The following is a 13906-nucleotide window of genomic DNA, read 5'->3' as shown; positions in this document are numbered from 1 at the left end:
AGCGCACCCCGTCATCTGCTTTTGCATATGAGAATATTTATCATTAGTATCGCTTTCCTTTTAACCTGCGCGCCGATGTCCATGATCCCACCCGAACCTGAGAATGGTCCCACCCGCGAAGCCCGCCAAGGACGTGCGCATTTTCTGCAGGTGTTTTTATCCCAGCGTCCGCAAATGGAAGCGCTGGTGAGCCGTCGCGTCGGATGCCGGGCAACGGCTGCCGATCTGGTTCAGGATTTGTTTCTGCGTTTCTGGCGGCGGCCCCTGGTGCAAGTCGAAGAACTCAGCACCTATTTGCTGCGTTGCGCGGGCAACATCGCCATCGACCACTTGCGCAGCGAAGGTACGCGCGAGCGGATCAACCATCACTGGCAGCCCGAGCCGGACGCCAACGGTTGCGAGCCCCAGGCGGCGCTGGAGGCGGGCAATGATTTGCGTCAGGTCGAGGCCGCCTTGCGCAGCCTGCCTGAGCGCACGCGGCATATCTTCTTGCTCAACCGGATTCACGGTCGTACCTATGCCGAGATCGCCAAGGTCATGGGCCTGTCCCAAAGTGCCGTCGAAAAACATATGATGCGCGCCCTGGAGGCCTGCAAGGCCAGTCTGCGTGAGCCGCCATCAGAGACAGCGTTGTGATCAGTCGTTCGAAAGTTTCCGTCCCCCCCGAGCAAGAGCGCACCGCACTGGCGTGGCTCAGTGTGCTGCACGATCAGCCCGATAGCGGTGACCAGGCCACATTCAGCCGCTGGCTGCAGGCCGATCCTGCCCACGCCGAGGCCTACGCCCAGGCGCAAGTGGTGTGGGAGTTGAGCGAAGTGGCGGGCAGCACCCTGGCGGCCGAAGAAGCACGGGTCATGCAGCGTTATCTGTCAGCGATGAACACTTCCCGACGCAGCCGCGTCAGCCACTGGTCCGGCGGTCTGGCCATTGCTGCGTGTTTGCTGATGGTGGTCGGCGTGTTTGCCGGTTGGCAGCCAGCGCGATGGCTGGATGATCTGGGCGCTGATTATGTGAGCGCGCCGGGGCAAGTACGCACCGTAATTTTGGCCGATCAATCCAGGGTTACGCTCGATGCCGACAGCGCCATCGCGGTGAACTTCAGCGCTGGCGAACGGCATGTCGAGTTGCGCCGCGGCGTGGCCTTTTTTCACGTCACCCACACCGGTGATCCCTTTGTCGTTGATGCCGAGGGCGGCGAAGCGAGGGTGCTGGGTACCGAGTTCGAGGTGCGCCTGCAACCCGGTGGCGCGCAAGTCACGGTGCTGTCCGGGCGGGTAGGGGTCAAGGCGAGCAAGGACGCTGCGCAGCAGATTCTGATCGCCGATCAGCAAATGGCCTACGACGCTGGAGTGACCGATGCGGTGCATCGTGTCGACAGTGAGGCCCAGCTGGGTTGGCGCTCGGGCTGGCTGACCTACTACAAAACGCCGCTGGTCGACGTCGTGGCAGACCTGAAGCGCTATTACCCCGGTCAGATCGTGTTGCTCAACAGCCAGTTGGGCGCCAGGCGGATCAGCGGCAGCTTTCCCAGCCAGGACCCGCAGGCGGTGCTCAATTCGTTGCAGGGCGTGCTCGGGTTCGAGCAGCACAGCGTGCTTGGGCTGATTGTGTTGCGTTGATGCCTGTGGGAGCGGGCTTGCTCGCGATGCAGGCAGCTCGGTTCGCCAGGCACATCGCGGTGATCCGATCGCGAGCAAGCCCGCTCCCACATACGAAATTTTTTTTCAGCATCAGGTGAGGTATCCCCCGGCCGCATCCGTGTAGTGCTTGAAAATGCGAAAAATTCGTATTCCGTATCAGGTCGACACACAGGTCATGAGCATGAAGTCCAGGGCAAGTTCGGTGAAACAGTGGTTGGGGGCTTCTGCTTTAGTGATGACCGGGTTGGCACTCAACCCGCTTTACGTCGCGATGGCCGCCGAGGTTGCGCAGCAGCAGGTCAGCGCGTTGTTCGATTTCAACCAGCCGGCCAAACCGCTGCCCCAGGCCCTGAACGACTTCTCACGTTTGACCGGTCTCAGCGTGGTCTATACCGACGAAGCCCCTTTCGGCCTGCAGGCTCCCGCCATCAAGGGCCGCATGAGTGCTGATCAGGCCTTGCAGCAGTTGCTCGCGCAGTCGGGCTTCAATGCGCGCCGTACCGACGCCAACACCTTCGCCCTCGAACCCCAGCCCACGGCAGGCGCCCTGAACCTGGGTGCCACCAGCATCACCTCGCTGGCCTCAACCGACACCAGCTACCAGCCACCGGCCACCACTTCGGTCATGCGCGGCACGGGCTCGTCCATGGAAGTCCCGCAAACCATCAACGTGGTTGCCGCCCAGGTGATTCGCGATCAGGCGCCGCGCAATCTGGATGACGCGCTGAACAACGTCAGCGGTATCACCCAGGGCAATACGCTGGGCAGCACCCAGGACTCGGTGATGAAGCGCGGTTTTGGCGACAACCGCGACGGTTCGATCATGCGCGATGGCATGCCGCTGGTGCAGGGGCGGGCGATGAATGCCACCACTGAGCGGGTCGAAGTGCTCAAGGGGCCGGCCTCGTTGCTCTACGGGATTCAAGACCCGGGCGGCGTGGTCAACGTGGTCAGCAAAAAACCGCAGCTTGAGCAGTACAACGCACTGACGGTACGTGGCTCAACCTATGGCTCGGGCAAAAACGGCAGTGGTGGCAGCCTGGACAGCACCGGCCCGCTGGGTGATTCGGGGCTGGCTTACCGGATGATCATCGACCATCAGGACGAAGATTACTGGCGAAACTTCGGTGTGCACCGCGAGACGCTGATTGCACCGTCGCTGGTCTGGTATGGCGACAACACGCAGGTGTTGCTGGCATACGAACATCGGGAATTCTTGACGCCTTTTGATCGCGGTACGGCGATCAACCCGGCCACCAATCATCCGCTGGATATTCCGGCCACGCGCCGACTGGATGAGCCGTTCAACAATATGGAAGGGCGCTCTGACCTGTACCGTCTCGAAGTCGATCACGACCTCAACGACGACTGGAAAGCCCATTTCGGCTACAGCTGGAATCGTGAGACCTACGATGCCAGTCAGGTGCGCGTCACTCAGGTCAACTCCAATGGCACCCTGACCCGTAAAATGGACGGCACCCAAGGCGCACTCACCACCGACCGCTTCTCGACCTTCAGCCTGCAGGGCAAGGTCCAGGCGGCGGGGATGCAGCATGACCTGGTGTTTGGCGTGGATGATGAATACCGCAAGATCTACCGCGCCGAGCTGATCCGCCAGGACAGCCAGTCCGTGTTCAACTATGAAAACCCGGTGTATGGCAAGGAAGTTGCCGGCACCACCGTGAGCGCCAGTGACAGCAACCAGACCGACTTGCTGCGCAGTGACTCGCTCTTTGCCCAGGACTCCATCCACCTCACCGACCAATGGATTCTGGTAGCCGGGGCACGTTTTCAGAAGTACGACCAACTGGCAGGCAAGGCCATTCCGTTCAAGGCCAACACTGACACCAATGGCGTGAAATGGATCCCCCGTGCCGGACTGGTTTATCGCTACACCGATGAACTGTCGTTCTATGGCAGCTACACCGAATCGTTCAAACCCAACTCCACCATCGCGCCGCTGACAGGGGGTGTGGTACTGGATTCGGCCATTGCGCCGGAGGAGTCAAAATCCTGGGAACTGGGCGCCAAGCTCGATCTTCCCGGGCGTATCACCGGCAGCGTTGCGCTGTTCGACATCCAGAAGCGCAACGTACTGGTTTCCACCACCGAGGGCCGCAATACCGTGTATTCGGCTGCCGGTGAAGTTCGATCGCGAGGGCTGGAACTGGACGTGAGCGGCCAGTTGAGCGAACAGTGGAGCCTGATCGGCAGTTACGCCTACACCGATGCCGAAGTGACCAAGGACACTAAATACGAAGGCATGCGATTGCAGAACGTGGCCAAAAACAGCGGCTCGGTGTCGGCGGTGTATGACTTTGGCAACATCGTGGGCGGTGACAAATTACGGGTTGGTGCCGGTGCCCGCTATGTGGGCGAGCGGGCGGGGGATGCCCTGAACGACTTCGACCTGCCGGGCTACACCGTGGCCGATGCCTTCGCCACCTATGACACCCGGATCGAAGGGCAGAAGGTCAAATTCCAGGTCAACGTCAAAAACCTTTTCGACCGCACTTACTACACCTCGGCGGCCAGCCGGACCTTCGTCTCGATCGGGGATGCGCGGCAAATGACATTCTCCAGCACGCTGGAGTTTTAAGGGCCGGAACCTGTGGGTATGACTCGTTGAGGGAGCAAGCTTGCTCCCTCAACGTTACCTGAACGCCACTCGATACTCCCCCGGTGTACTGCCCAGGCTTTGCTTGAAACGGTTGGCGAAGTGGCTGGCGCTGGCAAAGCCGCAGGCCAGTGCCACGTCGCCCAGTGCCAGGGCGCTGTGGCGCAGCAAGTCGCGGGCGCGGGCCAGGCGGCGGGCCAACAGGTACTGGTGGGGCGGCACGCCGAAGCTTTCGCGGAACATGCGCGCAAAGTGATAAGGCGACAGCGCACACTGGGCCGCCAGTTGGCCGATGCTCAGGGGCTCGGCCAACTGGTGTTCGATGTAGTCGACCAGTTGGCGCCGTTGATAGGCCGCCAGCCCGCCCTTGAGTTGCAACCCGTCGCGCAAGCCCACTTGTGTCAGCACGGCATGGTCGAGCAGCGCGCCCGCCAGGCTGCTGGTCAGCAGGCGTTCGCCGGGTTCGTTCCAGTTCATGCCAATCAGTTGGTGAAAACGCCGGGTCTGCTGCTCGTCATCCTGAAAGGTGATTTCACGCAGTTGCAGTTCCCGTGGTTCGCGGTCGAGCAGGGTGATGCAGCTCAGCGCAAACTGCTCCTGGCTGACATAGACATGGGCCAGGCGAATCTCGCCATTGATGATCCAGGCCGATTGATGCCCGGCGGGCAGCACGCATAACTTGCCCGGAGCGCCTCTGGCGCCGGGTGTCTCACGACGAAAAGTGCCAGTGCCGCCAGAGATGTAGCACGACAACGTGTGGTGGGTCGGTGCTTCATAATCCCGGGTGTCGTGGTGATTGCTCCACATGGCCGCAGACATGCCGTCACCCAGTTCGGCACTGTTCTCCAGGCGCGCATTGGGCGAGCGGCCCATGGCTTGAAAGACTTGTAGGGTGTGCAGTGTGTGCATGGTCAGTTCTCCAACGCCTTGCATCCTACTCCGTAGCGCCCGGGCTGCCAGCCCCGGGCCAACAAAAGCGCAAGAATCTGCAAGTGCGCGCACAGGCTCGGGCACAGACTGAAAGCCATTGTCTGGAGTGCGCCATGAATCTTTTTTTGTATGTGTTGACCGTGCTGATCTGGGGGACCACGTGGATCGCCCTGAAGCTGCAACTGGGAGTGGTGGCGATTCCGGTGTCCATCGTGTATCGCTTTGGCCTGGCGGCGCTGGTGCTATTTGTTGTGCTGCTGCTCAGCCGCAAATTGCAGGTGATGAACAGGCGCGGGCATCTGATATGCCTGGCTCAGGGGCTGTGTTTGTTTTGCGTCAATTTCATGTGTTTTCTGACCGCCAGCCAGTGGGTGACAACGGGGTTGATCGCGGTGGTGTTTTCCACTGCAACGTTGTGGAACGCGCTGAATGCGCGGATTTTCTTCAAGCAGAAAGTCGCCCGTAACGTCATTGCCGGTGGTGCTCTGGGGATGCTCGGACTGGGTTTGTTGTTCTGGCCGGAATTAAGCGGGCATACGGCGACGCCGCAGATTTTGCTCGGACTGGGCCTGGCGTTGATCGGCACCCTGTGTTTTTCGGCGGGCAACATGCTGTCGAGCTTGCAACAGAAGGCTGGCCTCAAGCCGCTGACGACCAATGCCTGGGGCATGCTCTATGGCGCCAGCATGCTGGCGGTGTACTGCGTGTTCAGGGGTATCCCGTTCGACATGGAATGGAACGCGCGTTATGTCGGTTCGTTGCTGTATCTGGTGATACCGGGGTCGGTGATCGGTTTTACCGCGTACCTGACGCTGGTCGGGCGCATGGGCCCGGAACGCGCGGCGTATTGCACGGTGTTGTTCCCGCTGGTGGCGCTGAATGTGTCGGCCTTTGCAGAGGGCTATCAGTGGACGGCTCCGGCTTTGGCCGGGCTGGTGCTGGTGATGCTGGGTAACGTACTGGTCTTTCGCAAGCCCAAACCGGTGGCACTGAACGCCAAGCTGGCGTGAGCCTCCCCCCTGTGGGAGCGGGCTTGCTCGCGATCGGATCGCCGAGGTGTGACTGATACACCGCGTCGCTGCCATCGCGAGCAAGCCCGCTCCCACAACAGGCCCAGTGTCAGCCCTTGAACACCTGCGGGTTGACCAGGTCTTGCGGGCGATCACCCAGCAGGGCGCTGCGCAGGTTGGCCAGCGCACGGTTGGCCATCGCCTCACGGGTTTCATGGGTGGCCGAGCCGATGTGGGGCAGGGTTACGGCATTCTTGAGCTGGAACAGCGGTGAATCGCTCAGGGGCTCCTTCTCGTAAACGTCCAGGCCCGCGCCACGGATGGTGCCGTTTTGCAGGGCTTCGATCAGGGCCGGCTCGTCGACCACCGGGCCACGGGAGATGTTCACCAGAATCGCACTTTTCTTCATCAGGCCCAGTTCGCGATGGCTGATCAAGTGTTTGGTCTTCTCGCTGAGCGGCACCACCAGGCAGACGAAATCCGCCTCGGCCAGCAGTTGGTCCAGGCTGCGAAACTGAGCGCCCAGCTCTTGCTCAAGCTCGGTCTTGCGGCTGTTGCCGCTGTACAGGATGGGCATGTTGAAACCCAACCGTCCCCGGCGAGCAACCGCTGCGCCGATATTGCCCATGCCGACGATTCCCAGGGTTTTGCCGTACACATCGCTGCCGAACAAGGCCGGCGGAACACTGGCCTGCCACTGGCCGGCCTTGGTCCATGCGTCCAGCTCCGCGACCCGGCGGGCGCTGCTCATGATCAGGGTAAAACCCAGGTCAGCCGTGCTTTCAGTGAGGACGTCCGGGGTGTTGGTGAGCATGATGCCGCGCTCGTTGAAATAGTCGACATCGTAGTTGTCGTAGCCCACCGACACGCTGGACACCACTTCCAGCTGTGTAGCGTTTTCCAGCTGCTTGCGTCCCAGCTTGCGGCCGACGCCGATCAATCCGTGGGCGTGGGGCAGGGCCTCATCGAACTGTGCGTTGATATCCCCCAGCTTGGGGTTGGGGGCAATGACGTTGAAGTCCTGTTGCAGGCGCTCGATCATCTCGGGGGTGACGCGGCTGAAGGCGAGTACGGTTTTCTTTGTGCTGGAAAGGCTCATCGGAACAAGGCTCATCGGCTGTCGGGAATGTAAGCACGCTAACATTCCCGCCCGCCTTGCGCCAATCCCTGTAGTCGCTGCCGAAGGCTGCGAAGGGCTGCGTAGCAGCCCGTTTTCCGGAGCCAGTGAAGATCCTCTCGCAGCCCCCGGCAGCGTCTACAGGGTTAGCTGTAGGTGGTCAGCTCAGTCTGGTGTGCGGTCAAAATTTCCGGCAGCGAGCCGCGCAAGTACTCGACCCAGGTCTTGATCTTGGCATCCAGGTACTGGCGCGACGGGTAGATGGCGTACAGGTTCAGTTCCTGGGAGCGGTACTTGGGCAGCATGCGCACCAGTGTGCCGTTGCGCAGGCCCTCGATGGCGGCATAGACCGGCAATACGCCCACACCCATGCCGCTGGTGATCGCGGTTTTCATCGCATCGGCTGAGTTGACCAGAAACGGCGAGGAGTTGATCAGGACCATTTCCTGGCCTTCCGGCCCTTCGAACACCCATTTGTCCAGTGCAATCACCGGGCTGACCAGGCGCAGGCAGGCGTGGTTGAGCAGGTCACTGGGTGTGGTTGCGGTGCCGTTGGCTTTCACGTAACCGGGCGATGCGCAGACGATGCTGTAGGTGATGCCCAGGCGCTGGGACACAAAGCCCGAATCCGGTAGCTCACTGGCCAGCACGATGGAGACGTCGTAACCCTCATTGAGCAAGTCCGGCACGCGATTGGCCAAGGTCAGGTCGAAGGTCACATCCGGGTGAGTCTTGCGATAGCGGGCAATGGCGTCGATCACAAAGTGCTGGCCGATACCGGTCATGGTATGCACTTTCAACTGGCCGGCAGGGCGCGAGTGGGCGTCGCTGGCCTCGGCTTCGGCTTCCTCGACGTAAGCCAGGATTTGCTCGCAGCGCAGCAAGTAACGCTTGCCGGCTTCGGTCAGGGCGATGCGGCGGGTGGTGCGGTTAAGCAGACGTGTTTGCAGGTGGGCCTCAAGGTTGGAGACCGCGCGCGAGACGTTGGCAGTGGTTGTGTCCAGCATGACGGCAGCAGCCGTGAAACTTCCGGCTTCGGCCACGCAACTGAAGGCGCGCATGTTTTGCAAAGTGTCCATGAAGTGCTCTCAAGGGGCGATATAGGGGACAGCAACCGATTACACATCAACAAATTGTGACATGAAGTTTCGGACATTACTGGCCGGTTTTCATTCGACTAACGGATTATCCCAAGAACGGTAATAAAGATTCACATTTATGCCCGCTTATCGTGGTGCCTGCCAAGCCATAGACTTCTCTATCTCAAGACCCCCCCCTCCTTTTCAGGAATTTGCAGCAGTGCAGCGTCGCATCAGCAGAGAGCTTAAAGCCCTCAGTGTTCTGGCTTTATCGTTAGCATTAAATGGCTGCATCGGTTTTGGTGGTATTGCGCCCAAGGGCACGATGTTGCCAGCCAATGCCCTGGCCACCGACGAGGCGATTCAAAGCGCCGCGAAAGACGCAAACTGGCCCAAAGCCCAATGGTGGCACGCTTACGGCGACCCGCAACTGGATGAGTGGGTCAGTCTGGCTGTTCAGGGTAGTCCAACCCTGGCAATGGCTGCTGCCCGAGTACGCCAGGCCAGGGCGATGGCGGGGGTTGCCGAGTCGGCCGAGTCATTGCAAATCAACGGTGAGTCGACCCTCAAGCGGCACAACTGGCCGTCGGACCAGTTCTATGGCCCCGGCGCGCTGGACAACTCCACGACCTGGGACAACAACGCCGCACTGGGCTTCAGCTTTGCGCTGGACCTGTGGGGCCGTGAAAGCAATGCCACCGAGCAGGCCCTGGACATGGCGCACATGAGTGCAGCAGAGGCCCGTCAGGCCCAGCTCGAACTGCAGAACAATGTGGTTCGCGCCTATATCCAGCTGTCCCTGCATTACGCTCAGCTCGACATCATCGAATCGACCCTGCATCAGCAGGAGCAGATCCTCGATCTGGCGCAAAAGCGTCTGGACGGCGGCATCGGTACACATTTTGAAGTCAGTCAGGCGCAAGCGCCGCTGCCCGAGATCCATCGCCAGATTGACGCCCGGGAAGAAGAAATCGCCCTGACCCGCAACCAGTTGGCGGCGCTGGCCGGTAAAGGTCCGGGCGAGGGCGCACGGCTGAAACGTCCGACCCTTGCCTTGAACACGGCACTCAAGCTGCCATCGGCCTTGCCTGCGCAATTGCTGGGCCAACGTCCGGACGTGGTCGCCAGCCGCTGGGAAGTGGCGGCGCAGGCCCGAGGCATCGATGTCGCCCATGCCGGCTTCTACCCCAACGTGGACCTGGTTGGCAGCATCGGTTTCATGGCCACCGGGGGGAGCGCGCTGGGCTTTTTGACCGGCAAGAAACTCAACTACAACGTCGGTCCGGCGATTTCGCTGCCGATTTTTGACGGCGGCCGTCTGCGCTCGGAACTGGGCGTGGCGTCCGGTGGTTACGACATGGCCGTGGCCAAGTACAACCAGACGCTGGTGACAGCGCTCAAGGGTATTTCAGATCAGTTGATCAAGCGCGAATCGATGGAAAAACAGCAGGTCTTCGCCGCCGAGTCGGTGCAAGTGGCACAGAAAACCTATGACATCGCCGTGGTCGCGTTCCAGCGCGGGCTGACCGACTACCTCAACGTACTGAATGCCCAAACCCTGCTGTTCAAGCAGCAGCAGATCGAGCAGCAGGTCCAGGCGGCCCGCCTGAGTGCCCATGCCGAGCTGGTAACTGCTCTGGGTGGCGGCCTTGGGGCAGGTTTTGATGTCCCCAGGGATGATCGCTATGTCCCCGACAAACCCCCGGCCGTCATGGCGCTGTTCAATCACTAACCCCCCGATGGCCATTTTGAGAGCCTGTAGATGAACCACTTGCCCGCCCCGGTACGCTGGCTGTATTCCCTGGAATGGCGCCGTGGCTTTTTTGACTGGGCACGCAGTGATGGCGTGACCTGGGTGCATATTTTCAAAGTGCTGGTCGCGGCCTTCCTGACCCTGTGGCTGGCCATGCGTCTTGAGCTGCCGCAACCGCGCACGGCGATGATCACCGTGTTTATCGTGATGCAGCCGCAAAGTGGCCAGGTGTTCGCCAAAAGCTTTTACCGGTTTTTGGGCACCCTGACCGGCTCGGCAGTGATGGTCGCGCTGATCGCCTTATTTGCACAAAACACCGTGTTGTTTCTCGGTGCGATGGCGATCTGGGTAGGTATCTGCTCGGCCGGTGCAGCCCGTTGCCGCAACTTTCGCGCCTATGGTTTTGTGCTGGCCGGCTACACCGCGGCTATGGTTGGCCTGCCTGCGCTGGCGCATCCTGAAGGGGCCTTCATGGCTGCGGTGTGGCGGGTGCTCGAGATCTCGCTGGGCATCCTGTGTGCCACGGTGGTCAGCGCTGCCATTTTGCCTAAAACCGCAGGCGCGGCCATGCATGACGCGCTGTATAAGCGCTTTGGTGTGTTCGCCGGTTTCGTTGCCGAAGGCTTGCGCGGCCAGTCCTCCCAGGAGGCTTATGAAGCCAGTAATGTGCGCTTTATCGCTGAGAGCGTAGGGCTGGAAGGCATGCGCAGCGTAACGGTGTTTGAAGACCCGCACATGCGTCGTCGCAGTGGCCGCCTGAGCCGCCTGAACAGCGAGTTCATGGCCATCACCACGCGCTTCAATGCCCTGCACCAGTTGCTCGCACGTTTGCGCAGCCGTGGCGTGGTGGACGTGGTGTCGGCCATTGAGCCCGAGCTGGAAATGCTCGCTCAATTGCTCGACACCTACTCCGGTCGCTCGATGACCGATAAAGATGCGGCCTTGCTGGCCGAGCAACTGGATGTGTTCAAGGCGAGCCTGCCGGGGCACGTCCGTGCACTGCGGGTGAAGTTCCTGGAAAGTGAGCCCGGCTCATCGGACCTTCTGGACTTCAATACGGCTTACGAGCTGTTGTTCCGTTTTGTCGATGACTTGCACAACTATGCACTGACCCACGCCTCGCTGGCCGATCACACCCACGAACGGGAGCGCTGGGATCAGCCCTTTATCTCGCAAACCAACTGGTGGTCTGCCGCTGCCTCGGGGATCAGGGCCGCGTTCATTCTGGTGGTGCTCGGCACCTACTGGGTAATGACCGCCTGGCCCAGCGGCGCCACCATGACCCTGGTCGCTGCCGCCACCGTGGGCTTGTCTGCCGCCACGCCAAACCCCAAGCGCATGGCGTTTCAGATGGCTTGCGGCACCTTTATCGGGGCGCTGGTGGGTTTTGTCGAAATGTTCTTCGTACTCCCCAACATCGACGGCTTCCCGCTGCTGTGCCTGGTGCTGACGCCGGTGATTGTTTTTGGTTCGTTCCTGACTTCGCGGGCCAATTACGCCGGGGTCGGCCTGGGCCTGCTGATTTTTTTCAGCATCGGTTCGGTCCCCGACAACCTGACGATCTACAACCCGTACCAGTTCATCAATGACTACATCGCAATGGTGCTGGGCATGCTGGTCTGCGCTGCTGCGGGGGCAATTATTTTGCCGCCCAACAGCCGTTGGTTGTGGAGCCGTCTGGAGCAGGACCTGCGCGAGCAAGTGGTGTACGCCATCAGCGGCAAGTTGCGTGGCCTGAGCTCCAGCCTGGAAAGTCGTACCCGCGACCTGATGCACCAGGCCTATGGCCTGGCCGCCGGCAAACCCCAGGTACAGCGTGAACTGTTGCGCTGGATGTTTGTGGTGCTGGAAGTCGGTCACGCGATTATCGAGTTGCGTAAAGAGCAGGCGATTTTGCCGGTTCACCCGGCTTACGCCCCGGCCCAGCCGTGGCGTCAGGCCATTCGGGTGATGGGCCGGGCACTGGTCCGGCTGTTTATCGCCCCCAGCGAGAGCAACCTGGAGCGTGCGCTGATTGCCGTCGACCACGCCATTGGCCGGGTGCAATCCACCGACGAACCGTTTGCCCGCAACTTCGACACCTCGGCGCTGGTCCGGGTGCAAAGCTACCTGCACTTTATCCGTACTTCACTGCTCGACCCGCAATCGCCGCTGGCCGCCTACGCCCAGCCGCAAGGACTAGAACATGCCTCGTGAAATCGCCTTCCACGGCGTCTACATGCCCACCATGACCCTGATGTTTTTTATCGCGGCGGGGTTGGCATGGGGCTTTGACCGACTGTTTTCCGGCTACGACCTGTACCGCTTCTTCTGGCACCCGGCGCTGCTGCGTCTGAGCCTGTTTGCCTGTCTTTTTGGCGCCATGGCGCTCACTGTTTACCGTTGAGACCGATCCGATGAAAAAGTTCTTCAGCCTGCTCGCCACCTTGCTGGTTTTGGCCCTTGCGATATGGATCGGCCGAACCCTGTGGGAACATTACATGAACACCCCGTGGACCCGTGATGGACGGGTGCGGGCCGATATCATCAACGTTGCGGCCGACGTCAACGGCTATGTGGTCGGCGTGCCGGTCAAGGATAACCAGTGGGTGAAAAAGGGCGACGTGCTGCTGGAAATCGACCCCGAGCATTACCAGATCGTGGTCAGGCAGGCACAGTCCCTGGTGGCATCCCGCAAGGCGACCTGGGAAATGCGCAAGGTCAACGCCCATCGCCGGGCCGACATGGACAGTCTGGTGATCTCCCGCGAAAACCGTGACGACGCCAGCAACATCGCCGACTCGGCCCTGGCCGATTATCAGCACGCCCTGGCTCAACTGGACGCTGCGCAGCTCGATCTCAAGCGCACCAAAGTGTTGGCCACCGTCGACGGCTATGTGACTAACCTCAATGTGCATCGCGGTGACTATGCACGGGTGGGGGATCCGAAAATGGCCGTGATCGACCAGGATTCGTTCTGGGTGTATGGCTTTTTTGAAGAAACCAAGCTGCCGCACATCCGCGTGGGCGACAAAGCCGATCTGCAAATGATGAGCGGTGAAGTGTTGAAAGGCCACGTCGAGAGCATCTCCCGCGGCATCTACGACCGCGACAACCCCGAGAGCCGTGAACTGGTGGCGGACGTAAACCCTACGTTTAACTGGGTGCGCCTGGCGCAGCGGGTGCCGGTGCGCATCCACATCGATGAAATCCCGGAAGGTTTCCTGCTGGCAGCGGGTACGACGTGTACGGTGATCGTGGATCAGGGCAAGGCCGAGTAATGTGGGAGCGGGCTTGCCCGCGATGGCCACGACGCCGTTTAACTGAAACTGCGCAGTGACTGCATCGCGAGCAAGCCCGCCCCCACACGATCGAGACCGGGGTTCAAACCGCGCAAAACGTCTCGTGCAAATGCCGCCACAGTACCTTGCCGCTGGCGTCTTTCTCGAATACCACGGTGGCGCGGCGGTCGGTGCGGTTGCCGTTATGCTCTTCCTGCAGCTCGCGGTAACTGACCACTGCACCGCCCGCGTGCAGGGCAATACCCTTGAACTCGCTGAGGGTGATGTTCAGGCCCGGGCGCGCACCGCGCAGTTGTTCAAACAGTGCTTCAACGCCATCGATATCCAGCACTGTGCCGCTGGGTGCAATCATCGAAAACTGCGGCGAAAAACGTCCCAGTAGAACTGGCAACACGCCGGGCTCCAGCCCGGAAAACCAGCCTTCAATCTCGACGTGGGTTTCGGTTACAAGGTCGAAGTAGCTCGCATAATCAGTCATC

General features: G+C 60.8%; 12 protein-coding genes. 8 read left to right on the top strand and 4 right to left on the bottom strand.

Going from position 1 to position 13906, the window contains the following annotated elements:
• The first annotated feature begins 75 nt into the window (after nucleotides 1-75).
• The 3 genes from KO536_RS08725 to KO536_RS08715 all read left to right on the top strand — a co-directional run bounded on the left by KO536_RS08725 (nucleotide 76) and on the right by KO536_RS08715 (nucleotide 4239).
• Nucleotides 76-636 (top strand): RNA polymerase sigma factor, encoded by a 561-nt coding sequence (locus tag KO536_RS08725; protein ID WP_133076321.1) that lies wholly within the window; start codon nucleotides 76-78, stop codon nucleotides 634-636.
• A complete protein-coding gene (locus KO536_RS08720) occupies nucleotides 633-1619 on the top strand; it encodes a FecR family protein (RefSeq protein WP_219261668.1) in 987 nt (328 codons plus the stop codon). Before KO536_RS08725 ends, KO536_RS08720 begins: the two co-directional genes overlap by 4 nt.
• A 202-nt stretch (nucleotides 1620-1821) precedes the next feature.
• Nucleotides 1822-4239: a TonB-dependent receptor gene (locus KO536_RS08715; RefSeq protein WP_219261726.1), complete on the top strand. Its 2418-nt coding sequence runs from the start codon at nucleotides 1822-1824 to the stop codon at nucleotides 4237-4239.
• 54 nt (nucleotides 4240-4293) lie between these two features.
• Here the strand turns inward: KO536_RS08715 and KO536_RS08710 are convergent, their stop codons facing one another.
• Nucleotides 4294-5166 (bottom strand): helix-turn-helix domain-containing protein, encoded by an 873-nt coding sequence (locus KO536_RS08710; protein ID WP_133076319.1) that lies wholly within the window; start codon nucleotides 5164-5166, stop codon nucleotides 4294-4296.
• A 134-nt stretch (nucleotides 5167-5300) separates the two neighbouring features.
• Between KO536_RS08710 and KO536_RS08705 the strand changes: the two genes are divergently transcribed.
• Nucleotides 5301-6197 carry a DMT family transporter gene (locus KO536_RS08705; RefSeq protein WP_219261667.1) on the top strand — a complete coding sequence of 299 codons (897 nt, stop codon included), beginning with the start codon at nucleotides 5301-5303 and terminating at the stop codon, nucleotides 6195-6197.
• 109 nt (nucleotides 6198-6306) lie between these two features.
• On the opposite strand, the gene KO536_RS08700 is transcribed toward KO536_RS08705, so the two are convergent.
• Together KO536_RS08700 and KO536_RS08695 are read right to left on the bottom strand one after the other, a co-directional pair.
• Nucleotides 6307-7296: a D-glycerate dehydrogenase gene (locus KO536_RS08700; protein WP_133076317.1), complete on the bottom strand. Its 990-nt coding sequence runs from the start codon at nucleotides 7294-7296 to the stop codon at nucleotides 6307-6309.
• Between the two features lie 164 nt (nucleotides 7297-7460).
• Nucleotides 7461-8393: a LysR family transcriptional regulator gene (locus tag KO536_RS08695; RefSeq protein WP_133076316.1), complete on the bottom strand. Its 933-nt coding sequence runs from the start codon at nucleotides 8391-8393 to the stop codon at nucleotides 7461-7463.
• A 220-nt stretch (nucleotides 8394-8613) separates the two neighbouring features.
• Between KO536_RS08695 and KO536_RS08690 the strand changes: the two genes are divergently transcribed.
• From KO536_RS08690 to KO536_RS08675, 4 genes are read left to right on the top strand one after another with little or no spacing between them, the layout of a single operon-like run.
• Nucleotides 8614-10125 carry an efflux transporter outer membrane subunit gene (locus tag KO536_RS08690; RefSeq protein ID WP_133076315.1) on the top strand — a complete coding sequence of 504 codons (1512 nt, stop codon included), beginning with the start codon at nucleotides 8614-8616 and terminating at the stop codon, nucleotides 10123-10125.
• A gap of 30 nt (nucleotides 10126-10155) precedes the next feature.
• Nucleotides 10156-12342 (top strand): FUSC family protein, encoded by a 2187-nt coding sequence (locus KO536_RS08685; protein WP_133076314.1) that lies wholly within the window; start codon nucleotides 10156-10158, stop codon nucleotides 12340-12342.
• Nucleotides 12332-12532: a DUF1656 domain-containing protein gene (locus KO536_RS08680; protein ID WP_016781859.1), complete on the top strand. Its 201-nt coding sequence runs from the start codon at nucleotides 12332-12334 to the stop codon at nucleotides 12530-12532. The genes KO536_RS08685 and KO536_RS08680 overlap by 11 nt, the downstream gene beginning before the upstream one ends.
• Before the next feature lie 10 nt (nucleotides 12533-12542).
• Nucleotides 12543-13406, top strand: coding sequence for an HlyD family secretion protein (locus KO536_RS08675; RefSeq protein WP_133076313.1), 864 nt, complete (start codon nucleotides 12543-12545; stop codon nucleotides 13404-13406).
• Between the two features lie 103 nt (nucleotides 13407-13509).
• Here KO536_RS08675 and KO536_RS08670 read toward each other — a convergent pair whose 3' ends face one another.
• The gene (locus KO536_RS08670) at nucleotides 13510-13905 is read right to left on the bottom strand and encodes a DUF4440 domain-containing protein (RefSeq protein ID WP_133076312.1); all 396 of its coding nucleotides are present in this window, start codon (nucleotides 13903-13905) and stop codon (nucleotides 13510-13512) included.
• Nucleotide 13906 lies beyond the last annotated feature (1 nt).

This window comes from Pseudomonas sp. NKUCC02_KPG, from assembly GCF_019345465.1.
Taxonomy (GTDB): domain Bacteria; phylum Pseudomonadota; class Gammaproteobacteria; order Pseudomonadales; family Pseudomonadaceae; genus Aquipseudomonas.
Note: the sequence above shows the minus strand (reverse complement) of the source record. Positions and strands in the feature narration are given on the sequence as shown.

Coding starts and splice junctions, on each gene's coding strand:
- KO536_RS08725 (WP_133076321.1), top strand. CDS start 76: ATGTCCATGATCCCACCCGAACCTGAGAATGGTCCCACCCGCGAAGCC.
- KO536_RS08715 (WP_219261726.1), top strand. CDS start 1,822: ATGAAGTCCAGGGCAAGTTCGGTGAAACAGTGGTTGGGGGCTTCTGCT.
- KO536_RS08710 (WP_133076319.1), bottom strand. CDS start 5,166: ATGCACACACTGCACACCCTACAAGTCTTTCAAGCCATGGGCCGCTCG.
- KO536_RS08705 (WP_219261667.1), top strand. CDS start 5,301: ATGAATCTTTTTTTGTATGTGTTGACCGTGCTGATCTGGGGGACCACG.
- KO536_RS08700 (WP_133076317.1), bottom strand. CDS start 7,296: ATGAGCCTTTCCAGCACAAAGAAAACCGTACTCGCCTTCAGCCGCGTC.
- KO536_RS08695 (WP_133076316.1), bottom strand. CDS start 8,393: ATGGACACTTTGCAAAACATGCGCGCCTTCAGTTGCGTGGCCGAAGCC.
- KO536_RS08685 (WP_133076314.1), top strand. CDS start 10,156: ATGAACCACTTGCCCGCCCCGGTACGCTGGCTGTATTCCCTGGAATGG.
- KO536_RS08680 (WP_016781859.1), top strand. CDS start 12,332: ATGCCTCGTGAAATCGCCTTCCACGGCGTCTACATGCCCACCATGACC.
- KO536_RS08675 (WP_133076313.1), top strand. CDS start 12,543: ATGAAAAAGTTCTTCAGCCTGCTCGCCACCTTGCTGGTTTTGGCCCTT.
- KO536_RS08670 (WP_133076312.1), bottom strand. CDS start 13,905: ATGACTGATTATGCGAGCTACTTCGACCTTGTAACCGAAACCCACGTC.